The sequence below is a fragment of the Microbacterium sp. TWP3-1-2b2 genome, from assembly GCF_049896145.1.
GTDB lineage: Bacteria > Actinomycetota > Actinomycetes > Actinomycetales > Microbacteriaceae > Microbacterium.
Map to the genome: position 1 here is coordinate 924,671 of NZ_JAFCTS010000001.1, position 21,027 is coordinate 945,697.

Genomic DNA, 21,027 nt, shown 5'->3' on the forward strand with positions numbered 1-21,027 from the left:
AGGGGAGGCGGGGGTCGTACTCACGCGTTTCAGCCTACTCGCGGGGCGCTTCGTCGATTCTCCTGCCGAGGATGCAGAGCGCGGGGGAGTCGCCTATACGGATGCCGCATGCCGCTTCCTGCCAGCCCTGGGCCGCATAGAAGCGTCGCGCGCGCGTCGCTACTTCATAGCAACTGAGCACAGCCGTCGGATACGGAAGCTGTCGGAGCACTGCGCTCATCAGCGAGTCGGCGACACCGAGCCGTCTGTGCGTGCCTGCCACTGCCAGCTCCTCAATCGCGAAGCACGCATCGCGCACCCACTCCTCGCGGGCGGCTGCGGGGATCTGCTCGACGATGCGGTCACGCCACCAGTCTCCTTCGACAATCCCGGTTCCGAGGGTGAGACCGATCACTTGAGACTCGTCCCATGCGAGGAGCAATCGAAAGTCCTGCTTCGTGGTCATTCTCTGTCGTATGCGTTCGGGAAACGATGTCCTGCTGAGGTGAGGGTCGTCGCCCTGAGGCGGCTCTGCGAACACCGCTGCATACAACTCCGCTGCCTCCGCAAGCTGCTCGTCGGTGCCGTCCCACGGCGAGATCACGATTGATTCCCTGCGAGATCGGGTTCGCGTTTCCGGCATGCTCCGATCATGCCGGAAAGCCAGTCGAGCGAAGGAGAGGCCGACCGTGTGGCGCACCCGACCGAGCGCGCTGGGCTCAGACCCCTCGAGCCGTCGCCAGCAGGTATTCCCAATCCATCGCACCTGCGTGGAGGTGGCGCTGGGCGAGAGCGATCATCGCAGCATCCAGTTCCTCCGCTCGTCCATTCGCCTGCGCCGCACGGTACGCGGCGGCCGTCGGCCCGTACAGGTCGCGGAAGAAGTCGCGGAACTCGACGGCGGTGGTGAATCGTTCGACATGCAACTCGCGTCGCTCCAGCGATAGAGACGTCACCCGGTCGGCCAACAGTTCACGAACGTGTCGCTCATCGCCCCACAGCGGTGGCGGTTGCACGTCGGCAGGCGGTGCAGGCACGAATGGCCGAAGCGTCCGGAACAACTCACCGATGAAGCCCTCAGGGGTCCAGTTGATCAGCGCAAGACGACCGCCAGGGCGCAGAACCCTCGTGAGCTCGTTTGCCGCCTTCGCATGGTGGGGAGCGAACATCACTCCGACGCACGAGAGCACGACGTCGAACGATGCATCCTGGTAGGGCAGAGCTTCGGCATCCGCCTGCTCGAAAGCCAACTCGATTCCTTCCTTCTCCGCTTCCGCCCTGCCTATCTCGAGCAGCTCCGGCGTCAGGTCGCTCGAGACCACTGATGCGCCGGTGCGTGCAGCTTTGAGAGCGGCATTGCCCGTGCCCGACGCCACGTCGAGTACTCGATCGGTCGACGACACCTGTGCGGCAGAGACGAGAACCCGTCCGAGTTCCGGAATCACCTCTCGTGCCACCGCGGAGTAGTCTCCCAGTGCCCAGACGGCCCTGTGCTTCGCTTTCAGCGCGCGGTCCGCTTCGGCTTGAGGGTCTGTTGTCGTGATGTCCATGGTTTCCTCCTGGTTGTGTATCGACACCCCTCACGCTAAGAAAGCGGCCACCGCCGCTCTAGTATCAGATCTGTACCGGGTCTATCGTGTGTTGCGTGGGCGCTCCGTACTACCAGTTCTGCCCCGTCGCCAAGGCGATGGAGCTGCTGGACGAGCGCTGGACAATGCTCATCCTGCGTGAGCTTCTGCTCGGCACGGAACACTTCAATGACCTGCGCCGAGGGCTGCCTCGAATGTCGCCGACGCTGCTGTCGCACCGGCTGGATCAGCTGCAGCGCGCGGGACTCATCGAGCGGGTGAGTACGGGCGCGGATGTGCGCTACATCCTGACGTCGGCGGGGACCGAGCTGCGTCCCGTGATCGAGCAGCTCTCCAGTTGGGGCGTCCGATGGATCGGAGAACTGGGAGACGCCGACCTCGACCCGAAGCTGCTCCTCTGGGACATGCACCGCAACCTGGATACCGCCGCAGTGCCCGCGGCGCGCACAGTCATCGCACTGCAGTTTCCGGATGCGCGTCCGGCCCAACGTCGATGGTGGCTCGTGATCGACAACGGAATCGCTGACGTCTGCGATGCAGATCCCGGATACGAGGTCGCGGTCGAGGTGCGCTGCTCGCTGCGCGCGCTGACCCGATACTGGCGCGGTGACGTGGAGTGGACCACCTTGTTGCTCTCCGAAGATGCGGCGATGCTCGGACCGAGCCATCTGCGCAATGCGCTTCCCTCCTGGTTCACCCGGCCGGGGTACGCCAACGTGCCACGACTCGTGGGCGTGTGAGCGCTGGCGTTGTCCGGTGGCGCTTTCCTGACCGTCGCGTGGTGGAATAGAGCATGGCCGATTCTCCCTCTCTCGCGATCATCATCGAGGGCAGTCCGCACCTGCCACCGCCTCTGCTCAAAGAGCTTTACGCCATCACCGGGCGTTCCTCGGTCGACCTGACTTCGGCGATCCGCGACGGTGCGGATGTGTACGCCGCGGCGCTCTTCGGCAACGACCACGTTCAGGTCGCCCCGCGGCTGGAGAAGACCGCCGCGTTCTGCGAGCAGAACGGCCTGAGCTTCCGTGTGGAAGAGACGTATGAAGGCGAGACCTCGCGAATCGATGTCGCGACGATGCGCAGCATCCTCGAGTCCTCCGACGGACTCCACTGAGCTCAGTCGAAGAATCATGATCGAAATGTCGGGGGCATATGGCATCGTCATCACATGAGTGAGATTCGGTTGCGTCAGTGGTCCGAGAACGACGAGGGCCTGCTCCGGCGCGGTAACACTCCCGAGATGACCGTGCATGTCGGCGGGCCGGAGACAGAGGCGCAGGTGATCGCGCGTCATGAGCGATATCTGCGCTTCTGGGAGACGAACGAAGCGCGGTGTTTCGTTGTCGTCGACGGCTCAGAGTCGCTCGGCGCGATCTGCTCGTGGAAGACGACGTGGCGCGATCAAGAGGTGCTCGAGGCCGGGTGGTTCATCGTCCCCGAAGCACAGGGGAGGGGAGCCGGTTCCGCAGCGCTGCTGCTGCTCATCGACGATGCTCGCGAGCACGCCGAAGACACTCGTCTTCTCACGGCCTTCCCCGACGAGAAGAACGCGCCGTCGAATGCGTTGTGTCGCAACGCCGGTTTCACGCTCGCCGGGAAGCGCGCTGGAGTGTTCCGCGGGGCGGATCTCATGATGAATGAGTGGGTCTTCGAGCTCCAGAGCTGACCTCCGGATCAGAAAGAATGCGACTCAATGTGCTGCGCCCGAGCATACTCATCTCGGGGTTTGAGTCGCGGTAGTACCAGACCAGCCCCATGGACTGTTGGAACGCCCAGGCGGCACCGCGCGACCACTCGATAGAGCCGATATCCAGGCCCTCGCGAAGCACACTGCGCATATCGCGGTCCAGCAGGTGCCACGCGGACACCAGATCGAGCGCGGGATCGGCGGGGGAGAAGCCGCCGCCGTCGAGGACGCCCGTCAACCTCTCTCCGTCCACGAGCAGATTTCCGGGAATCAGATCGCCGTGCGTCATTCTGTCCGGCCCGGAGCTGGGCAGTACGCGAAATCGTTCCCACAGGGCACGAAGCTCATCGACCGGAAGCAGCCGCGTGCTCTCGCGAAAGCAGGTCTCCATCCATTCGTCCGAGTCCCGCAGGTCGCCTCCTCGGCCAGCGCCCGCGAACTGACCGCCGCCGGTGTCGGCCTCACGAAGTGCTCGTATGAGGGTGATCAGATCTCCGGCGAAGTCGGCGGAGTGCGCGAGACCATCGGGGGTGCCGACGCGGCCGGGGAGCCAGGTCTGAACCGACCACGGCATGGGATACCCCTGTCCTGGCCTGCCGTGTGCGACGTGCACCGGTGTGGGGATCGGGCACACTGCAGCGAGCTCGTCCATCGCCGCTGCCTCCTTGCCGAGTGACTCTGCCAGCTCCTCCGGGTCTCCGGGGGTCAGGGGAAATCGGGCCGCGACGTCCTCGCCGATCCGGAAGATCGCGTTCACTGTGCCGGCGCCCGCGACGTGACGCACGGACTCAGCATGCCACCGGGGGAACTGCTCGGCGATCAGGTGCCGGACGATCTCTTCGTCGACGTGCAGCTGGTCGGGATGCATCTTCATACTGCGACGCTAGTGGTACACACTGGTTCTTCCTGGTCTCACGGACCGAGATCCTGCAGGATCGTGTCGACGATGTCATCGGTCGACGACTCCGCGCCGATACGGTGTTCCTCGTACCAGGGGAGTGGTTGCCAACCATCGTGCCACTCGCGGATCTTGTCCTCGCCGACGACGTTTGCCAGAGGCCGGGCGGCGTGGCGTCGGAGGGTCTCGTCGAGACCGACGTCGAACTGGTAGAAGCGCGTCGTGCCGCGATGCTCACCATGCAGCAGCTCGAACGGGCCCGCGTAATCGCGCAGATTGAAGATGCCGTCGAGGATCACGTCGTGCCCGAGGTCGAGCGCCTGGCGCGCGGCCGCGACGATCATGACACTGGCGTCGTACGATCGCTGTCGTCGATCGAGATTGTGCAGCACCTCACGTCGAACGTGGTCCTGATGGATGAGTGCGACTCGCGGACCGAGTCTCGGCCGGAGCGCGATCGACGTCGTCGTCTTTCCCGATGCCGCGTCACCGCGGATGATCACCAGACGTGTGGATGCGCTTCCGACCAGAGCCATCACGCCATCGTCGCAGGAATCAGGAGAGTCCAGACGCCGGATGTCACGTCACGACCACCTCATTGCACGACAGGAGAGATGCAGGTGAACTCGAACTGACATAATGTGCATTATCGGCATATCCGGACAGCAGCGCATTGCGAGACAAGCGCCTCATTCATCCTTGCGCCTCAGCGCGGCTGACACCGGCGCACAGCACAGGTTCACGTTGCACGACCACACCCGAGCCATGAGAAAGCCGTCGCAAGTCACTGACGTTGGTGAGCTGCGACGCTCGCCCAAAGGTGTGACGGCGATAGCTGTTCGCCTCGATGGCCGCGCCCCTTGTTTCCGGTGAGAGCCCTGTAAGAGGCGACTTTGATCTGACATAATAATGGCCCCCGAAGTCCAGCTCTACCGTTTTCCTGACCAGGGTGCGCTCGACCGGTTCCTCGCCGATCCGCGACGTCAGGACCTCGCTGCCGAGCGCGATCGCGTGATCGTACGCACCGGGCTCTTCCCGGTTCACTCTCTGATGCGCTGAGACATTCGGCAGACCGCGTCGGAGCGACTCGCGATGGGTTCCCCGGACTACGCGCCGACGTACTGAGCCAGGTGCTCCCCCGTCACCGTCGACTTCTTCTCTACGAGATCGGCAGGCGCGCCCTCGAACACCACGCGTCCGCCGTCGTGCCCTGCCCCAGGACCGATGTCGATGATCCAGTCGGCGTGCGCCATGACAGCCTGATGGTGCTCGATCACGATGACCGTCTTGCCGGCGTCGACCAGCCGGTCGAGCAGGCCGAGGATCTTGTCCACGTCAGCGAGATGCAGTCCAGTGGTGGGTTCGTCGAGCACGTAGACGTCGCCCTTGTCCCCCATCTGGATCGCCAGCTTCACGCGTTGGCGTTCGCCGCCGGACAACGTCGACAACGGCTGGCCGAGCGACAGATACCCGAGACCGACGTCTTCCAGCCGCCCGAGGATCGCCATCACCGCCGGAATCTTCGACTCACCGTCCGAGAAGAATTGCCGCGCCTCGGAGACAGGCAGATCCAGAACCTCGGTGATGTCCTTGCCTGCCAGTTTGTAATCCAGTACCGCGGCCTGGAAGCGCCTGCCGCCGCAGTCCTCGCACGGCGTCTCGATCGTGTCCATGAAGCCCAGCTGGGTGACGATGACGCCGGATCCCTTGCAGGACGGGCACGCCCCCTCGGAGTTCGCGCTGAAAAGCGCAGGCTTCACACCGTTGGCCTTCGCGAACGCCTTGCGGATCGGCTCGAGCATGCCCGTGTATGTCGCGGGATTGCTGCGCCGCGAGCCCTTGATGGCGCCCTGATCGATCACCACCACGCCTTCTCGACCCGACACCGAACCGTGGATGAGCGAGCTCTTCCCCGAACCTGCGACGCCGGTGATCACCGTCAGCACACCGGTCGGGATGTCGACATCGACGTCTTGCAGGTTGTTCGCGTCGGCGCCACGCACTTCGATAGCGCCGTTTTTCGTTCGTACCGTCGACTTCAGCGAAGCCCGGTCGTCCAGGTGCGTGCCGGTGAGCGTCCCGCTCTCACGGAGCCCCTCGAGAGTGCCTTCGAAGCAGATCTCGCCGCCGGCCGACCCTGCACCGGGCCCAAGGTCCACGACGTGGTCCGCGATCGCGATCGTCTCCGGCTTGTGCTCGACGACGAGCACAGTGTTGCCCTTGTCCCGCAGCTGCAGCAGCAGCGAGTTCATCCGCTGGATGTCGTGCGGGTGCAGCCCGATCGTCGGCTCGTCGAACACGTAGGTGACGTCGGTCAGCGAAGAACCGAGATGACGGAGCATCTTGATCCGCTGAGCCTCTCCCCCTGACAGCGTTCCGGACGGCCGATCGAGGCTCAGATATCCCAGCCCGAGGGTGACGAATGCCTTGAGGTTCGCGCTGAGTGCGGTCAGCAACGGTCCCGCTTCCGGCAGATCGAGTCCGTGGACCCACGCGGCGAGGTCGGTCACCTGCATCCGGCACGCGTCCGCGATGCTCACGCCATCGATCTTCGATGACCGTGCGCCCTCGGTGAGACGTGTGCCGTCGCAATCCGGACAGGTCGCGAAAGTCGCAACCCGCTCGACGAACGCTCGGATGTGAGGCTGCAGCGCGTCAAGATCCTTCGAGAGCATCGCCTTGGTGATCTTCGGGATGAGGCCCTCATACGTCATGTTTATGCCGGAGATCTTGACCTTCGTGATCTCGCCGTAAAGGAAGAGGTGTCGCTGCTTCTCAGTGAAGTCTGCGATCGGCTTGTCAGCGGGGTAGAAACCCGACTGCGAGAATCCCTTCACCATCCAGCCGTCGGCGGTGTATCCCGGCACCATGATCGCGCCCTCATCCAACGACTTCGACTCGTCCACGATCTGCGCGAGGTCGAGGTCGGAGACCGCTCCCCTGCCCTCACATCTCGGGCACATGCCACCGAGGTAGATGGCGTCCTTCACGATCTTCTTCTCACCGCCGGGACCGGTCATCACGCCGCTGGCCTTCTGCGTCGGGATGTTGAAGGAGAACGCCGTCGGTCCGCCGATGTACGGCTCGCCCAACTTGCTGAACAGGATGCGCAGCATCGCATTCGCATCAGTGACTGTGCCGACGGTTGATCGCGGATTGGCACCGAGTCGCTCCTGATCCACGATGATCGAGGTCGTGAGCCCCTCGAGCACATCGACATCCGGTCGCGGGACCGACGGCATGAACCCCTGCACGAACGCGCTGTACGTCTCGTCGATCATGCGCCTTGACTCGGCGGCGATCGTGTCGAAGACCAGCGAGCTCTTGCCGGACCCGGACACGCCGGTGAACACCGTGAGCCGGCGTTTGGGGATATCGACGCTGATGTCCTTGAGATTGTTCTCCCGCGCGCCCTGCACGCGGATCAGGTCGTGGGAGTCGGCGGTGTGCGAAACGTCTGCCATCGTCTTCTTTCTGAGGGTGACCAGTGCTGCGGGTGAAGTCGTCAGGCGGCTTGATTGATACGAAGCAGGTTGCCAGCTGGGTCGCGCACTGCGCAATCGCGCTCTCCGTACGGCTGATCCATCGGCTCCTGCACGATGTCTGCGCCGCGGGCGACGAGTTGGTCGAACAATGCGTCGAGGTCATCGCTGGCGAGAGTGACTGCGCCGTAGCTGCCCTTCGCTATGAGCTCCAGTATCGTGCGCCGTTCGTCGTCGCTGATCCCAGGGTCAGTTGCCGGCGGATGCAGGACGATCGAAGTCTGCGGCTGGCCGATCGGTCCGACGGTGAGCCATCGCATCCCGTCGTAGCCGACATCTTTGCGCAGCTCGAATCCGAGGGTGTCCCGGTAGAAGCCGAGCGCAGCCTCGGCGTCGGTGTGTGGAAGGAAGGCGTAGTGAATGGTGATGTTCATGATGCCTAGGTTAGGTTCGCAGCGGTGCGGGGTGCTTCTTGATTCCTGATCGGTCTGGTGACGTGCTTGATCTGGAAGTTCGGGATGCCGGAGACATCGGCCGCACGCTCGCGATACACGCTCGGAGGCACGCCGACGAGCTCGGTGAACCGTGTGCTGAATGTGCCGAGCGACGATGAGCCGACCTCGAAGCACACCTCTGTCACGCTGAGGTCGCCTCGACGCAGGAGCGCCATGGCGCGCTCGACCCTTCGAGTCATCAGGTACGAATACGGCGACTCACCGTAGGTCGCCTTGAACTGTCTGCTGAGGTGGCCGGCAGACATATGCACACCGCGTGCGAGGGCTTCGACATCGAGAGGCCTCGCGTACTCACGATCGATGCGGTCTCGTACGTGACGCATGACCACCAACTCGCGCAGGTGCTCTTGATCAACGGTCTGTGTCGGCACGTCTCGATAATCCCACGGACCGGTGACATGACGAAGGCAGTGCACGCTACGCTGAGCGCATCCTTCAGAGGACCTTCCCAGAAAGGCTGTACTCATGTCTGATCCGTTGACCGAAACGAAGTCTCTGTTCAAGTCGATCCGCATCACACTCGCGATCTCCGGTGCCATCGCACTGATCGCGGGAATCCTCCTGCTCGTCTGGCCCATGAAGACCGCCGTCCTCGTGACAGGGATAATCGCGGCGTACCTCGTCATCGCCGGCATCGTCTACGTCGGTCTCGGGATCTTCTCCGGTAAGAAGGGCGGTTGGGCGCGGATCGGGCACATCGTCCTCGGCCTCCTCTACATCGCCGCCGGGATCATCGCCTTCATGAATCTCTCCGCCGTCACCGTGACCCTCGCGTTGATCACCGTCATCTTCATCGGTGTCAGCTGGATCGTCGACGGCATCGTGTCGCTCACGCTGCTCAACAAGGACGGCTCGAAGGCGTGGACGATCATCTACGCGATCCTCAGCATCGTCGCCGGCATCATCGTGATCTTCTCCCCGCTGCTCGCCGCCGTGGCGTTGTGGTGGATCCTCGGGATCACACTCGTCGTCCTCGGAATCATCCAGATCGTGCGTGCGATCACGCTCGGCCGCGACGAGAAGGAAGCCACGGCGGTCTTCAGCGAGACGACCGCTCCCACCGTATGACTGTAGACACTGAACGGCCGTCGTCCCGCCCAGCGCAGGACGACGGCCGTTCAACGTCGAGACGCTATTCGCCGGCGAACCCGCTCGTGTCGCCGACCAGTCGCGTGTTGTCGGCGGGGACGGGTTCGACGGCGGCCAGTGCCACCTCAGCGGCGAACTCCGAGACGTTGTAGAGCTTGCCCGCAGAGCCTCGGCGCTCCGCGATCGCACCTGGATTGGCGCGCTCGAGCAGCGTCGCGGTGATCGTGCCTTCGATCATGTCCCCGGAGACGACGGTGAAGCCGATGCCCTTCTCCTCCAGAGCCGGGATAAGTTCCCGCAGCGCGTCCTCCCCCGCTCGCTTCGAGCGCGCGACGGGCTCGTACTCCGGCATGGTCGCAGTCGTGCGGATGAAGTGCGCCTGGTGGCTGGTCACGAACACGACGCGCGAGCCGTCACCGAGCAGCGGCATAGCAGCGTTCAGCACGCTCAGCTGCGCATCGCGATTGAGCGTGAGGGCGTAGTCCTCTGCCATCCCGGACTCCATACCGCCCGACGCATTGAGCACGAGGACGTCGAGCCGCCCGTACTCCGCACGCACCTGCTCGAACATCTCACTGACGGATGCCGGGTCCGTGAGGTCGGCGCCGACGACGAGAGCCCGGCGGCCGAGCTCGCGCAGCTGTGCGGCGAGCTTCTCGGCACGCGGGGCCTTGTTGCGGAAGTTGATCACGACGTCCGCGCCGGCCTCGGCGAAGTACCGTACGGTGTCGGCACCGATGCCCCGCGACGAGCCGGTGACGAGTGCGACCTTTCCGGCGAGAGAACCTGCGGGCAGAACGTCGGACACGGTGACTCCTATTGATACGGGGAATGCCGCGAACGCAGCGGCTCATTCACCTTACCAATGCGTTTTCCGTGCCCGAATCGTGTCGCGGCACCGTGGTAGGTTGACGAACAAAGGAGGGCCCATGGACGACGTATCCGTCTTCTTCGAACTGGTCACCGAGTGGGCGTGGATCGGCTGGCTCGTGCTGATCGCCGTATTCCTCGTGATCGAGATGCTGACCCTCGACTTCACGTTCCTCATGCTGGCCCTCGGCAGCGGGGTCGGGCTTCTCACCGGCGTGTTCGGCCTGGCGGTGTGGGCCCAGCTCATCGTCGCCGCCCTCGCCGCTGCTCTGTTCATCCTCGTCATCCGCCCGCCGCTGCTCAGGCGTCTTCACCGCAGTGAAGATCCGACGAAGTCGAACGTCGACGCGCTCATCGGACTGCGCGGAACCGCTCTGGCCGACATCACGCGAGTCTCCGGACAGGTGAAGGTCAGCAACGGCGACACCTGGACCGCCCGCACAGAGACCGCCGTCCCCATTCCGCAGGGAGCCTCGGTCGCGATCGCTGCGATCAACGGCGCCACTGCAATCGTCCGTCCCGTCAACGACTAGGAGAAGCCGTGAACGACTCTTCGTTCATCCCCACCGCGATCGGGTGGATCCTCGCGATCGCCGTCATCATCTTCGTGGTGGTCACGGTCGCACGCTCGATCCGGATCATCCCGCAGGCCACGGCCGGGGTCGTCGAGCGACTCGGGCGATATCACAAGACGCTCATGCCCGGCCTCAACATCCTGGTGCCGTTCATCGACCGGCTCCGCCCGCTCATCGATATGCGCGAGCAGGTCGTGTCCTTCCCACCCCAGCCGGTGATCACCGAGGATAACCTCGTCGTCTCGATCGACACGGTCGTGTATTTCCAGGTCACGGACGCTCGTGCAGCGACCTATGAGATCGCGAACTACCTCGGCGCTGTCGAGCAGCTCACCACGACCACACTGCGCAACGTGGTCGGTGGGCTCAACCTCGAAGAGGCGCTCACCAGCCGCGACAACATCAACGGACAGCTGCGCGTCGTGCTCGACGAAGCCACCGGCAAATGGGGCATCCGCGTCGGACGCGTCGAGTTGAAGGCGATCGACCCGCCCCTCTCGATCCAGGACTCGATGGAGAAGCAGATGCGCGCCGAGCGCGATCGTCGTGCAGCGATCCTCACAGCGGAGGGCACCAAGCAGTCCGCGATCCTCGAGGCAGAGGGTGCTCGTCAGGCCGAGATCCTGCGCGCCGAAGGTGACAAGCAAGCCGCCGTCCTCCGCGCACAGGGTGAGGCAGAGGCGATTCAGAACGTCTTCGCCTCCATCCACCAGGGTGCGCCGGATGACAAGCTGCTCGCCTACCAGTATCTGCAGATGCTGCCGAAGATCGCCGACAGCGAGTCAAGCAAGCTCTGGATCATCCCGAGCGAACTCACCGAAGCCCTCAAGGGCATCGGAAGTGCGTTCACTCCGCGCCCCGGCACCGGCCAGCCGCCCGAGGGCACTCCCGGCGCGTGACGCACCCGTACTTCCTCAAGACACGGCATCCCCGAGTCCTCGCCCATCGTGGTCTTCCGACCGCACAGGGCGAGGGCTCGCCGTCGAGTGGGACGGCATCGGATGCCGTGTGGGAGAACACGGCAGCGGCATTCGCGACCGCGCATGCCGCGGGGGCCGAGTACATCGAGACGGATTGCCGAGTGACCGCCGACGGAGACGTCGTGCTGTTCCACGATGAGACGTTGACACGCCTGCTGTCAGATGACCGGACCGTCGACGAAGTCCGTACTGACGAGCTCGCCGACCTCCTCGCGCCGCATGGCGGCCTGCTCACGGTCGGCGAGATGCTCGAGATGTTCCCCGAGACGCGTTTCAACATCGATGTGAAGGCGGATGCCGCAACCACTCCCCTGGGTCCGATCGTCGCTCCGCACGCACATCGAGTGCTCCTGACGAGTTTCTCTGACGCACGCCGCCGCCGCGCCGTCGATGCGGTTCTGAGCGCAGGAGCAGAGATCCGTCCGGCGACCTCGGCCGGCAGGGCCGGCATGATGCGGGTGAAGCTGCTGAGCGCCCTGCGGCTCCCCTGCGCTCGTGTGCTGCGAGACATCGACGCCCTTCAGATCCCCGAACGGTACGGACCGATTCGTGTGCTGACGTCGTCGCTCGTGCGCGCCGCGCACCGCCACGACGTCGAGGTGCACGTGTGGACCGTGAACGATCCCGCCGACATGCGCCGGCTCGTCGACCAGGGCGTCGACGGCATCGTCACGGATCGGGCGGATCGGGCCTTGCGCACGCTCGTCTGACCCTTTTGCACGAAGTGCTGGGATTCGGCTGTGAATAGCGCCGAGAATCCGCCTGCGTTGAGCCTGCGCACAGGCTGGAGCGCTATACCTGACAGCGACGAGAGGACCACAAAATGGCAGATCGCAGCCTGCGCGGCATCCGACTCGGCGCCCAGAGCCTACAGAGCGAAGAGGGCGTCGTTTTCATGGAACGCCGCGAGACCACGTACAAGTGCGACACGTGTGAGCACGTGACCACACTGATGTTCTCGGCCGACGCCGAGCCGCCCCAGACCTGGGAATGCCGCGCGTGCGGCGCCGAGGCCGTGCTTCGGGTCGATGGCCAGACCATCACCCCCGACGCCACCGACGAGAAGGTCGCACGCACCCATTGGGACATGCTGCTCGAGCGCCGCTCACGCGCCGAGCTGGAAGAGCTCCTCGAGGAGCGCCTCGCATTCATCCGCGCCCGCCGTGGTGCCGGTGAAGACCCGACCCGCGAGAAGATCGGCGCTTAGAGCCGACGACGGGCGCGCCACCACCCGAACAACAGCGCGCCCAGTCCGCCCCACAGCAGCACCTGCTGTACCCAGGGGCCCAGGACGACACCAGCTGTGAGGCCGGTGCGCAGCTCGACATCCTCGAGCAGCGCACCGGCCTCGTCCGCGTTCAACGACGAGACCGTCGTGCCGTCAGGACTGATCATCTGGCTGGTGCCGACGGTGGAGATGTTGACCACGCTGCGTCCGGTCTCGATCGCGCGCATGCGCGCGAAAGCGAGCTGCTGCAGGTTCTCATCCGTGCCGCGGAAGTCTGCGTTGTTCGTCTGGAACACCAGCACCTGTGCGCCGCCCTGGACGCCTTCGGTGATGACCTCGTCGTAGATCACGTCGAAGCAGATCGCCAGGCCAACCGCGACGCCGTCGACATCGACGAGCGGAGGATTGGTGCCATGGGAGTACTCGCGCCCGATGAGCCCGATGAGGTCGGGCACGATCGCGTAGTAGAAATCCCTGTCGGGGACGTACTCGCCGAACGGCACGGGGAAACGCTTGTCGTGCGTCTGCTCCGACGCCCCGTCCTCTGTCCACAGCATGGAGGTGTTGAAGTACTCGTCGCCACGGCTCGTCGCTGCGTTGGCCAGCAGCGGTGCATCGATGCGCGTGGTGATCATGGTCATGCGCCGCGCCAGCGCAGGATCCTGGAAGGGGTCATAATCCACGCCCCCCTCCGGCCACACGAGCAGATCCATCTCCTCGCCGAACAGCGGTTCGGTGGCCTCTGTCTGCGCCTGGATGATCGAGTACGGCTCGCGATCGTCGAAATAGCCGCTGGGCCCGTTGCCCTGCGCCGCGCCGATGCGCATGGTCCCCGCAGCCACGGTCGGGAAGAGCGGCGTGAGGAACATCACCAGCAGGAGGGCTGACGGCACGAGGAGTGCCAGCGGTCGGCGCCAGAGTCGCATGCGTGCTGATTCGATCAGCATCGCGACGAAGAACACGATCAGAAAGCTCACGCCGCTGACCCCCACCCATGATGAGAGTGTGCCCACCGGGCTCTCCGACTGCGTCATGCCGAGCCGCGCCCATGGGAAGCCCGTGTACGGCCAGGAACCGAGCAGAAGCTCTCGCCCCACCCAGAGGGCTCCGACGACCGCAGGAAGGCCCAGGAGGCGTCCTAGGACCCCTGGGAAGGCGCGAGGAAGCCACCGGTACGCCAGCGCGATGGGAATCACTGCGACAGCAGTCAGCGCGGCCTCCAGCGACGCGAGCGCGGCCCACGGGACGACACCGAGATACCGCGATGTCCACGAGACCAAGAGGAAGAAGAACACGGCGCCGTAGACCGCGCCGATCAGCAGCGCTCCCCCTGCTCGCCTCCCGATCAGAGTGAGCAGCAGCAGCGCAACGGAGACGAAGGCGAACGGCCAGACGCTCGCCTGCGGATATGCCGTGTCCATGAGGAAGGCGGCAGCGCCGGCCACTACGACCGCGAGCCACAAAGGGAGCAGAGGAGCGGGCAGAGGATGACGCTGCGGAAGCAGACGAGACCGATGCGCACGGTCGGCAGCGAGGGATGGCATCCGTCACATCCTCACATCGACGAGTAGGAGACGATGCCGCGCCGGACGCCGTCAAGTGCCTGCCGGGCCGTGCGGGCGACATCTGCGTCCTCTGCGACGATCGACAGCTGGTCGAGCAGATCGATCGTCTGCTTCGCCCAGCGCACGAAATCGCCGGCCGCCATGTCTGCGTCCACCAGCACACGATCGAGCAGCGCGCCGCGGGCCCAAGCGTGCATCGCTCCCGCGAGTCCGGCGGCGAGGGGCTCAGAGCCCGGCAGATGGTGATCCTGTTCGAGGTCGTCGAGTTCTGACCACAGTGCGGTCGTCTTCTCGTACGCTCCGCGGAAGGCACCGCGCGGGAGACCGCGCTCTCCCGAGTTCGCCTCATCGCGACGCGGCTCGTACACCAGGCAGCACGCCATCGCTGCGAGCGAGGGCGCATCCAGGCCCTTCCAGAGTCCCTGGCGCAGGGACTCGGCGACCAGGAGGTCGCGCTCACCGTATATGCGCCGCATGGTGCGCCCCGCCTCCGTGAGCGTGGTGCCGTCTCCGGTGCCCGTGACATAGTCCAGGGTCGCGAGCACCTCGACGACTCGATCGAAGACCCGCGCGACCGTACCGGTGCGTGTCTCGATCTGCGCACGGGTGCGGTCGGTCTGGCGCTTGAGCTTCCAGTAGCGCTCCGCCCAACGGGCATGGGCCTCGCGGTCAGGGCAGCCATGGCAGCCGTGTCTCTGCATCTTCGTGCGCAGTGATTGGATGCGCTTCATGCGCTTGTCCCTCGCCGCGCGAGGTGCGTGCGAGTCCTGACGGTTCTTCTTCTCCAGATCGCTGAGCTCACGGCGGATTCCGGCGTACTCCAGGAAGTCACCGTGTTCGCAGTGCATCGCGGACACGTATCCTGCGAGGGATTCCTCTGCCTCGCGCACCTGGCGTGCAAGGCCGACGACGGCACGGTCCGCCTGGAACTGCGCGAAGGATGACTCGAGGATCTGTCTGGCGCGAGGTCGTCCGAACATGTCGATCAGGTTGACCGCCATGTTGTAGGTGGGACGGAAACTGGAGTTCAGCGGGTAGGTGCGCCGAGATGCGAGCGCAGCGACGGCCTGAGGATCCATCCCCTCCGTCCACTGCACGACGGCATGGCCTTCGACGTCGATCCCGCGTCGACCGGCGCGACCCGTGAGCTGGGTGTACTCCCCCGAGGTGATGGCGACACGCGCCTCACCATTGAACTTCTCCATCTTCTCCAACACCACGGTGCGCGCCGGCATGTTGATGCCGAGCGCGAGCGTCTCGGTGGCGAAGACGACCTTCACGAGCTTGCGGCGGTACAGCTCTTCCACGACCTCTTTGAAAGCGGGCAGGAGGCCGGCGTGATGCGAAGCGATGCCCCGCTCGAGGTTCTCGACCCATTCGAAGTAGCCGAGTACTCCGAGATCCTCATCCTGCAGAGATCGCGTGCGCTCCTCGACGAGCTCGCGTATCTCGGCGCGCTCCTCTGCGTTGGTCAGCCGCAGGCCGGATCGACGAACCTGCTGAACCGCCGCATCGCAGCCGACCCTGCTGAAGATGAAGAAGATCGCGGGGAGGAGGTTGGTGCGCTCCAGCAGCCGGATGACTTCCGGTCTGTCCATCCGCTCGATGCGCTGTGCGCTCGCCGCGCGCACCGGACGCCGTCCGCCCCGTTGCGGGCGAGGACTCTGACGACCGGCATGTCTGCCGCTGACGTACGACTGGGCCCGTTTGTTGCTGTCGTAACGCGATCCTGTGAAGGAACGGATGCGCATCAGCTCCTGGTTCACCGTCGCAGTGGCGACTCCTGCTCGATCGTCGAACAGCGGCAGCAGGTCATCACGCACGAGCACGTGCTGTTCCAGAGGCACCGGACGGATCTCCGACACGATGACTTCGGTGTCGCCGCGCACCGTGTCGAGCCAGTCGCCGAACTCCTCGGCATTGGAGACAGTGGCGCTCAGCGAGACCAGCCGCACCTGAGACGGGAGGTGGATGATGACCTCCTCCCAGACCGCGCCGCGGAAGCGATCAGCCAGGTAGTGCACCTCGTCCATGATGACGTAGCGCAGATCAGCCAGCGCCGCCGAGTCTGCGTAGATCATGTTGCGCAGCACCTCGGTCGTCATCACGACGATCCTGGCATTGCCGTTGATGTTCGTGTCGCCGGTGAGCAGGCCGACCTGATCTGCGCCGTAGACATCGACCAGTTCGCGGAACTTCTGGTTCGACAGCGCCTTCATCGGCGTGGTGTAGAACGCCTTGTCCTGCGGCGTGCGCATCGCGAGATGGATCGCGAACTCTCCGACGATGGTCTTGCCTGCGCCGGTCGGGGCGGCGACGAGCACACTGTTGCCGCGCTCGAGCGCGTGACAGCCCTCGACCTGGAACGGATCGAGATCGAAATTCTGGCGTGCGGCGAATTCCGCTGTCTCCGGGTGGGATGCCGCGTCGCGGGCGGCGGCGTATCGCTCGGCGGGCGAGATCATACCTCTACGTCCGGGAGCAGTCCTTGTGCCTTCGCGCGCTTGGTCTTACGACGATCGAACAGCATGGAGAGGCCCGCGGCCGCGAAGAACAGCACCACGAGGATTCCGGCGAGCATCAGCATGCTGACGACGTCGGCGGCCGGCGTCGCGAGAGCGGCGAACACGGTCGCGATCAGGATGGCCACGCGCCAGCCCTTCAGGATCGCGCGCCCCGACATGACGCCTGCGACGTTCAACGCCACCAGGAACACCGGCAGCACGAAGGAGACTCCGACCACCAGCATCAGCTTGAGGCTGAAGTCGTAGAACTGCTTCGCCTCGAAGAGGTTGTTCGCGCCTTCCGGCGTGAAGGTGGCCATCAATTCGATCACGTGCGGCACGACGAGTGCCCCGACGTAGCATCCCGCGAAGAAGAGAGGAACAGCCGCCGCAACGAAGCCGATCGTGTATCTGACCTCTTTGCGAGTGAGGCCGGGCATGATGAACGCCCAGATCTGCCACAGCCATACCGGTGCCGCGATGAAGATCCCGAGCGAGAAGGCGATACGCATCCGAAGATCGAATGGCGACGTCACCGAGGAGAACGTCAGACCGACGAGGTCGTCTCCGCGGGCCTCCGCGATCCTGCGCACCGGCTCGGTGATGAAGGCGATGACCGGGTCGGAGAAGAAGAACCCCAGGATCATGGCGACGAGCAACGCCGCCGCAGAGATCATCAGCCGTCGGCGCAACTCCACGAGGTGGGCGCCGAGCGACATTCGACGTTCATTGCGCGGTTTGTCACTCGCGGCCGACTGCTTGTCGATCGCGGTCACAGTCGTCAGGTGGTGGTGCCGCTGTCAGAGCGGGGTGCTGGTGCGCCCTTGTCTGATGCGGGCGTCGTGTTCGCGACGTCAGCCGAAGCCTGCTCGGCCTTTCCGTCGTCTTCCTTCATGGCCTTCATCTCGCCCTTGAAGAGTCTTGCGGACTGTCCCATGCTCTTTGCCAGTGCCGGAAGCTTGGCAGCTCCGAACAGCAGCAGGATGACGAGCACGAGGACGAGCAGATGCCAACCGGTCAATCCAGCCATGGTTCCCTCCAGGGATCGGGTGTTCGTGCAGTCTACCTGCGGTTGCAGAGTTACGGGTGACGGTACAGCGCGAGTCCGGCCGCCGCCCACTCCTTCGTCGCAGTGCGCGCCGATTCCGGCTGTCGCACCTCGAGATGTCCGCCGAAGCGTCCGGCGACACGCTTTATCCCCCGCGGATCGGCGATGGGCACGCGCACAGTGACGAAGCCGTCGCGGAGTTCTGCATTGTCAGCGCGCACGTAGTCGCCCAGCAGGGGAACCAACCGCTCCGGAAGACGCACCGTGACCTCGTCGTCGTCTCCGATCGTGCCGAACGTGTCGGGCAGAAGCTCGTCTGCGTGCGTGATCGGGATGTCGGTGAGCTCAGGTTCGCTGACACGATCGAGGTGGAAGGTGCGCATGGCCTGCCGAAGATGGCACCAGCCCTGCAGATACCACTGTCCACCGGTGATCAGCACCTGGACAGGGTCGACCGTCCGGGTGGTTGCTGCGGCATCCGGTGCCTGATACCGGAACGACACGGCGACGCCGCGACTGAGCGCGTCGGAGACCGCGTCACGCACGGCGTCGACCGCGCCGGGGGCGATGACGACCTCGGCGGGCACATTGGCCGACGCCCGCGAGAGCTTGGCGAGCAGCCCGGCGACCAGACCTGAATTCGAGACCGCAGGCACGGCGGCGACCACCTGGAGACCGGCGAGCAGCGCAGCGGCTTCTCTCGCCGTGAATCGCGGAACCCGGCGAAGCCCGACGTCGTTCGTGATCTCGATGACGCCCTCCTCGTCGAGGAGGTCCCAGTTGATGTCGAACATCTCGTGCGGCTGCTGCCAGTATCCGGCGTCGCCCGGAAGCCCGATCACCGTGAGCTTCTCGACCATGCCACGCATCTCGTCGATCGTCACACCGAATTCGCCTGCGGCCTCTTCGAGCGAGACCTGCCCACGCTCGAGCAGGTACGGCACCAGCGTGAGATAGGCCCGCACGCGGTCGGATGCGAGGATCGGTTTCGACTTCTCAGCCATCAGCGCTCCCCTCCTGCGTCACGGACGGGGTCGGCACCGACGGATTCGCTGTGAGCGCTGTCCTGATGCGCTGCGATCGTGGCCTCGAGCCGAGCGACCACGGCGTCTCTCAATACAGCGGGCTCCACCACTCGCACCTCAGGGCCGTACGAGGCGAGCTCGTCTGCGAAGATGTGCACGTCGACGAACGGCACGCTGAAGCCCTGCACCTGCGGGGTCGCACGCCGACCGAGTCGCAGCGCGGCCTCTGTGCCGGGAGTGATCTCGAGGAGCGCGGAATTGCGGGCGGCGACCGCCTCGAGGCCAGCGAGTGCACGCTCCCCTGCGCCTTCACGGAGGCCGGCGGCGAAGGTCTGCTTCGTCAAGGAGACGTCGCCGACGATGCGACTGAGCAGGAAGGTGCGCTCATCATCCGCATCGAGGTCTATGCCGTAGACATGCCAGCGCGCCTCGTAATCGAGCAGAGCCAGCGGTTCGACCTTCCGGCGACGCGGAGACTGCTCCCCCGGCTTGAGGTAGTCGAACGTCACCACGCGGCAATCCTCGATCGCGCTCTGCAACGGCGCGAAACTCGCATCCCGAACCGTGATCCGCGGCGCGAATCCGATGATCGGCTCGTCGCCGTCGATTCCCAACGCCCTGATCTTGCGTACACCGGCCTGCGCGTCCGCGGAAGATGATTCCGCACTCCAGACGCTGCCGGCCAGCGTGAGAACCGCGAGCTCAGCGGGGCTGAACTCGATGTCGGCGGGCAGGTCGTACTCGGCCTTCGGAATGCGGTATCTCGCCTCCCGCAGATCATTCGGATCACCGGGGTCGCCGATGGTCTCGATCGGCACACCGAGGGTGCGCAGCTCGTCCTTGTCCCGCTCGAACATCTTCTCCAGTGCGTCCGCGCGCGTTCCTGCATCAGCACGTTGCCGATATCCGGAGATGTTGTCGAGAATCTGCTGCTTCGTGAGCCCGATCTCCGTGGCCATCAGCGCCACGACGAGATTCGTCTGACGCTCTTCGGGCGGGATCCGGGCGGCCATCACTGTGCGGGTGCCGCTGGCGGATCGATGCCGAGGATGTCGACGACGAAGACAAGGGTGGAGTTCGGAGGGACGGCGCCGCCGCCCTCTTCGCCGTAGCCGAGCTCCGGTGGAACGACGATGAGCACCTGCGAGCCGACGGTCTGTCCTGCCAGCCCCTGCGTCATTCCCGGGATCAGCGCTGTGAGATCGAAAGCGGTGGCCCCGCGATCCCACGACGAGTCGAAGACGGTCTTGTCCGCCCAGGTCACACCCGTGTAGTTGACCAGCACGGTGCCATCGTCAGCGACCTTCTCACCCTCGCCCTTGATGAGCGTCTGCACGACGAGATCAGTAGGAGCCGCGCTGTCGGGAACGATGATGCCGGGCCGGCCGTCGGCGGCACGCACCACGGTCGGCATGCCGGATGCGTCGTTGTACTGCGGGGCGCCTTCCGCCTTCGAGGGGAAGACCTTGACGACGTCGAACACCGCGACGACGGGCTCGTCTTCATCGAGTTGGAAGCTCGCCAGATTCTGGGCGCCGAAATCTTCGGCCGAAATCACTGAGAGCACGCGGGTGCCTTCGGTGGCGCATTCCAGCGCCTTGCCGAAAGCGGGCACTCGCTGCGACCAGTAGTCGATGCTCACGAGCTGTGCCTGTTCCTCGTCGAACGCGGTACCGGCGACCGCTTCGCCGGTCTTGCCGGAATAGAGCGCGAACTCGAAGACGGCGCTCTGCGTCGGGCTCGTGAGCGCAGGACCCGTGCCGACGACGACGTCGCTGAAGGAGCTCTTCTGCGCTCCGATCGGCGTGAACAGCTCGACATCCGGCTTGTCGCCCACTTCCCCGCCGATGGTCGCGATGTCGTCGATCCCGGTGGTCGATGCAGCGCGATCGCACGCGGCACCGCCGAAGGCGGGCGCCGCAGCGCACCCGGTCAGGGCGACGAGGGCGAGGCTGAGTGTGGCCAGAGCGGCAGACGTTTTACGCACGCGTTC

General features: G+C 65.0%; 24 protein-coding genes. 8 read left to right on the forward strand and 16 right to left on the reverse strand.

Annotation, left to right across the window (positions count from 1 at the left end; all coding sequences use genetic code 11):
* Positions 1-34: 34 nt before the first annotated feature.
* Together ACP7AR_RS04595 and ACP7AR_RS04600 are read right to left on the reverse strand one after the other, a co-directional pair.
* Complete coding sequence (locus ACP7AR_RS04595; protein ID WP_426183231.1) at positions 35-622, reverse strand: GNAT family N-acetyltransferase; 588 nt, start codon at positions 620-622, stop codon at positions 35-37.
* Positions 623-698: 76 nt separating this feature from the next.
* On the reverse strand, positions 699-1,529 hold the full coding sequence (locus ACP7AR_RS04600) for a class I SAM-dependent methyltransferase (RefSeq protein ID WP_426183233.1): 831 nt from the start codon (positions 1,527-1,529) through the stop codon (positions 699-701).
* A gap of 95 nt (positions 1,530-1,624) precedes the next feature.
* Here ACP7AR_RS04600 and ACP7AR_RS04605 point away from each other — a divergent pair, with 95 nt between their 5' ends.
* The 3 genes from ACP7AR_RS04605 to ACP7AR_RS04615 are packed head-to-tail and all read left to right on the forward strand — an operon-like array spanning position 1,625 to position 3,234.
* The gene (locus ACP7AR_RS04605; protein WP_426183235.1) at positions 1,625-2,308 is read left to right on the forward strand and encodes a winged helix-turn-helix transcriptional regulator; all 684 of its coding nucleotides are present in this window, start codon (positions 1,625-1,627) and stop codon (positions 2,306-2,308) included.
* A gap of 53 nt (positions 2,309-2,361) precedes the next feature.
* Complete coding sequence (locus ACP7AR_RS04610) at positions 2,362-2,682, forward strand: hypothetical protein (protein ID WP_426183237.1); 321 nt, start codon at positions 2,362-2,364, stop codon at positions 2,680-2,682.
* A gap of 54 nt (positions 2,683-2,736) precedes the next feature.
* Entirely contained in the window at positions 2,737-3,234 is a 498-nt protein-coding gene (locus ACP7AR_RS04615) for a GNAT family N-acetyltransferase (RefSeq protein ID WP_426183239.1), read from the forward strand.
* Here the strand turns inward: ACP7AR_RS04615 and ACP7AR_RS04620 are convergent.
* The 6 genes from ACP7AR_RS04620 to ACP7AR_RS04645 all read right to left on the reverse strand — a co-directional run bounded on the left by ACP7AR_RS04620 (position 3,197) and on the right by ACP7AR_RS04645 (position 8,473).
* Entirely contained in the window at positions 3,197-4,129 is a 933-nt protein-coding gene (locus tag ACP7AR_RS04620; protein WP_426183241.1) for an aminoglycoside phosphotransferase family protein, read from the reverse strand. The two genes, ACP7AR_RS04615 and ACP7AR_RS04620, sit on opposite strands and share 38 nt — an antisense overlap.
* Positions 4,130-4,167: 38 nt before the next feature.
* On the reverse strand, positions 4,168-4,689 hold the full coding sequence (locus ACP7AR_RS04625; RefSeq protein ID WP_426183243.1) for an AAA family ATPase: 522 nt from the start codon (positions 4,687-4,689) through the stop codon (positions 4,168-4,170).
* Between the two features lie 157 nt (positions 4,690-4,846).
* A complete protein-coding gene (locus tag ACP7AR_RS04630; protein WP_426183245.1) occupies positions 4,847-5,197 on the reverse strand; it encodes a hypothetical protein in 351 nt (116 codons plus the stop codon).
* 62 nt (positions 5,198-5,259) lie between these two features.
* The gene (locus ACP7AR_RS04635; protein WP_426183247.1) at positions 5,260-7,617 is read right to left on the reverse strand and encodes an ATP-binding cassette domain-containing protein; all 2,358 of its coding nucleotides are present in this window, start codon (positions 7,615-7,617) and stop codon (positions 5,260-5,262) included.
* A gap of 41 nt (positions 7,618-7,658) precedes the next feature.
* Entirely contained in the window at positions 7,659-8,069 is a 411-nt protein-coding gene (locus tag ACP7AR_RS04640; protein WP_426183249.1) for a VOC family protein, read from the reverse strand.
* A gap of 5 nt (positions 8,070-8,074) precedes the next feature.
* Positions 8,075-8,473 carry a helix-turn-helix transcriptional regulator gene (locus tag ACP7AR_RS04645; protein ID WP_426187635.1) on the reverse strand — a complete coding sequence of 133 codons (399 nt, stop codon included), beginning with the start codon at positions 8,471-8,473 and terminating at the stop codon, positions 8,075-8,077.
* Positions 8,474-8,615: 142 nt separating this feature from the next.
* Here ACP7AR_RS04645 and ACP7AR_RS04650 point away from each other — a divergent pair, with 142 nt between their 5' ends.
* Entirely contained in the window at positions 8,616-9,218 is a 603-nt protein-coding gene (locus ACP7AR_RS04650; protein ID WP_426183251.1) for an HdeD family acid-resistance protein, read from the forward strand.
* Positions 9,219-9,282: 64 nt separating this feature from the next.
* On the opposite strand, the gene ACP7AR_RS04655 is transcribed toward ACP7AR_RS04650, so the two are convergent.
* A complete protein-coding gene (locus ACP7AR_RS04655; RefSeq protein ID WP_426183253.1) occupies positions 9,283-10,047 on the reverse strand; it encodes an SDR family oxidoreductase in 765 nt (254 codons plus the stop codon).
* A 121-nt stretch (positions 10,048-10,168) separates the two neighbouring features.
* Between ACP7AR_RS04655 and ACP7AR_RS04660 the strand changes: the two genes are divergently transcribed.
* From ACP7AR_RS04660 to ACP7AR_RS04675, 4 genes are all read left to right on the forward strand, one after another.
* Positions 10,169-10,642, forward strand: coding sequence for an NfeD family protein (locus ACP7AR_RS04660; RefSeq protein WP_426183255.1), 474 nt, complete (start codon positions 10,169-10,171; stop codon positions 10,640-10,642).
* An 8-nt stretch (positions 10,643-10,650) separates the two neighbouring features.
* A complete protein-coding gene (locus tag ACP7AR_RS04665) occupies positions 10,651-11,583 on the forward strand; it encodes an SPFH domain-containing protein (protein WP_426183257.1) in 933 nt (310 codons plus the stop codon).
* Positions 11,580-12,374: a glycerophosphodiester phosphodiesterase family protein gene (locus ACP7AR_RS04670; protein WP_426183259.1), complete on the forward strand. Its 795-nt coding sequence runs from the start codon at positions 11,580-11,582 to the stop codon at positions 12,372-12,374. Before ACP7AR_RS04665 ends, ACP7AR_RS04670 begins: the two co-directional genes overlap by 4 nt.
* A 113-nt stretch (positions 12,375-12,487) precedes the next feature.
* On the forward strand, positions 12,488-12,871 hold the full coding sequence (locus tag ACP7AR_RS04675; protein WP_426183261.1) for an RNA polymerase-binding protein RbpA: 384 nt from the start codon (positions 12,488-12,490) through the stop codon (positions 12,869-12,871).
* Here the strand turns inward: ACP7AR_RS04675 and lnt are convergent.
* The 7 genes from lnt to ACP7AR_RS04710 all read right to left on the reverse strand — a co-directional run bounded on the left by lnt (position 12,868) and on the right by ACP7AR_RS04710 (position 21,021).
* Positions 12,868-14,436 carry an apolipoprotein N-acyltransferase gene (lnt, locus tag ACP7AR_RS04680; RefSeq protein ID WP_426183263.1) on the reverse strand — a complete coding sequence of 523 codons (1,569 nt, stop codon included), beginning with the start codon at positions 14,434-14,436 and terminating at the stop codon, positions 12,868-12,870. The genes ACP7AR_RS04675 and lnt overlap by 4 nt on opposite strands.
* 11 nt (positions 14,437-14,447) lie before the next feature.
* Positions 14,448-16,922, reverse strand: coding sequence for a DEAD/DEAH box helicase (locus ACP7AR_RS04685; RefSeq protein WP_426183265.1), 2,475 nt, complete (start codon positions 16,920-16,922; stop codon positions 14,448-14,450).
* Complete coding sequence (gene tatC, locus ACP7AR_RS04690) at positions 16,919-17,680, reverse strand: twin-arginine translocase subunit TatC (RefSeq protein ID WP_426183267.1); 762 nt, start codon at positions 17,678-17,680, stop codon at positions 16,919-16,921. The genes ACP7AR_RS04685 and tatC overlap by 4 nt, the downstream gene beginning before the upstream one ends.
* 62 nt (positions 17,681-17,742) lie before the next feature.
* A complete protein-coding gene (gene tatA, locus ACP7AR_RS04695; protein WP_426183269.1) occupies positions 17,743-17,991 on the reverse strand; it encodes a Sec-independent protein translocase subunit TatA in 249 nt (82 codons plus the stop codon).
* A 50-nt stretch (positions 17,992-18,041) separates the two neighbouring features.
* Positions 18,042-19,013 carry a helix-turn-helix transcriptional regulator gene (locus tag ACP7AR_RS04700; RefSeq protein ID WP_426183271.1) on the reverse strand — a complete coding sequence of 324 codons (972 nt, stop codon included), beginning with the start codon at positions 19,011-19,013 and terminating at the stop codon, positions 18,042-18,044.
* Positions 19,013-20,047 (reverse strand): helix-turn-helix transcriptional regulator, encoded by a 1,035-nt coding sequence (locus tag ACP7AR_RS04705; protein ID WP_426183273.1) that lies wholly within the window; start codon positions 20,045-20,047, stop codon positions 19,013-19,015. Before ACP7AR_RS04705 ends, ACP7AR_RS04700 begins: the two co-directional genes overlap by 1 nt.
* Positions 20,047-21,021 (reverse strand): FKBP-type peptidyl-prolyl cis-trans isomerase, encoded by a 975-nt coding sequence (locus tag ACP7AR_RS04710; RefSeq protein WP_426183275.1) that lies wholly within the window; start codon positions 21,019-21,021, stop codon positions 20,047-20,049. Before ACP7AR_RS04710 ends, ACP7AR_RS04705 begins: the two co-directional genes overlap by 1 nt.
* Between the last annotated feature and the right edge of the window lie 6 nt (positions 21,022-21,027).

Bases quoted from the DNA above. Each gene is read 5' to 3' on its own strand.
- ACP7AR_RS04705 (WP_426183273.1), bottom strand. From the start codon at position 20,047: ATGGCCGCCCGGATCCCGCCCGAAGAGCGTCAGACGAATCTCGTCGTG.
- ACP7AR_RS04700 (WP_426183271.1), bottom strand. From the start codon at position 19,013: ATGGCTGAGAAGTCGAAACCGATCCTCGCATCCGACCGCGTGCGGGCC.
- ACP7AR_RS04645 (WP_426187635.1), bottom strand. From the start codon at position 8,473: ATGCGTCACGTACGAGACCGCATCGATCGTGAGTACGCGAGGCCTCTC.
- ACP7AR_RS04625 (WP_426183243.1), bottom strand. From the start codon at position 4,689: ATGGCTCTGGTCGGAAGCGCATCCACACGTCTGGTGATCATCCGCGGT.
- ACP7AR_RS04615 (WP_426183239.1), top strand. From the start codon at position 2,737: ATGAGTGAGATTCGGTTGCGTCAGTGGTCCGAGAACGACGAGGGCCTG.
- ACP7AR_RS04635 (WP_426183247.1), bottom strand. From the start codon at position 7,617: ATGGCAGACGTTTCGCACACCGCCGACTCCCACGACCTGATCCGCGTG.
- ACP7AR_RS04660 (WP_426183255.1), top strand. From the start codon at position 10,169: ATGGACGACGTATCCGTCTTCTTCGAACTGGTCACCGAGTGGGCGTGG.
- lnt (WP_426183263.1), bottom strand. From the start codon at position 14,436: ATGCCATCCCTCGCTGCCGACCGTGCGCATCGGTCTCGTCTGCTTCCG.
- tatA (WP_426183269.1), bottom strand. From the start codon at position 17,991: ATGGCTGGATTGACCGGTTGGCATCTGCTCGTCCTCGTGCTCGTCATC.
- ACP7AR_RS04595 (WP_426183231.1), bottom strand. From the start codon at position 622: ATGCCGGAAACGCGAACCCGATCTCGCAGGGAATCAATCGTGATCTCG.
- ACP7AR_RS04610 (WP_426183237.1), top strand. From the start codon at position 2,362: ATGGCCGATTCTCCCTCTCTCGCGATCATCATCGAGGGCAGTCCGCAC.
- ACP7AR_RS04685 (WP_426183265.1), bottom strand. From the start codon at position 16,922: ATGATCTCGCCCGCCGAGCGATACGCCGCCGCCCGCGACGCGGCATCC.
- ACP7AR_RS04650 (WP_426183251.1), top strand. From the start codon at position 8,616: ATGTCTGATCCGTTGACCGAAACGAAGTCTCTGTTCAAGTCGATCCGC.
- ACP7AR_RS04675 (WP_426183261.1), top strand. From the start codon at position 12,488: ATGGCAGATCGCAGCCTGCGCGGCATCCGACTCGGCGCCCAGAGCCTA.
- ACP7AR_RS04620 (WP_426183241.1), bottom strand. From the start codon at position 4,129: ATGAAGATGCATCCCGACCAGCTGCACGTCGACGAAGAGATCGTCCGG.
- tatC (WP_426183267.1), bottom strand. From the start codon at position 17,680: ATGTCGCTCGGCGCCCACCTCGTGGAGTTGCGCCGACGGCTGATGATC.
- ACP7AR_RS04600 (WP_426183233.1), bottom strand. From the start codon at position 1,529: ATGGACATCACGACAACAGACCCTCAAGCCGAAGCGGACCGCGCGCTG.
- ACP7AR_RS04640 (WP_426183249.1), bottom strand. From the start codon at position 8,069: ATGAACATCACCATTCACTACGCCTTCCTTCCACACACCGACGCCGAG.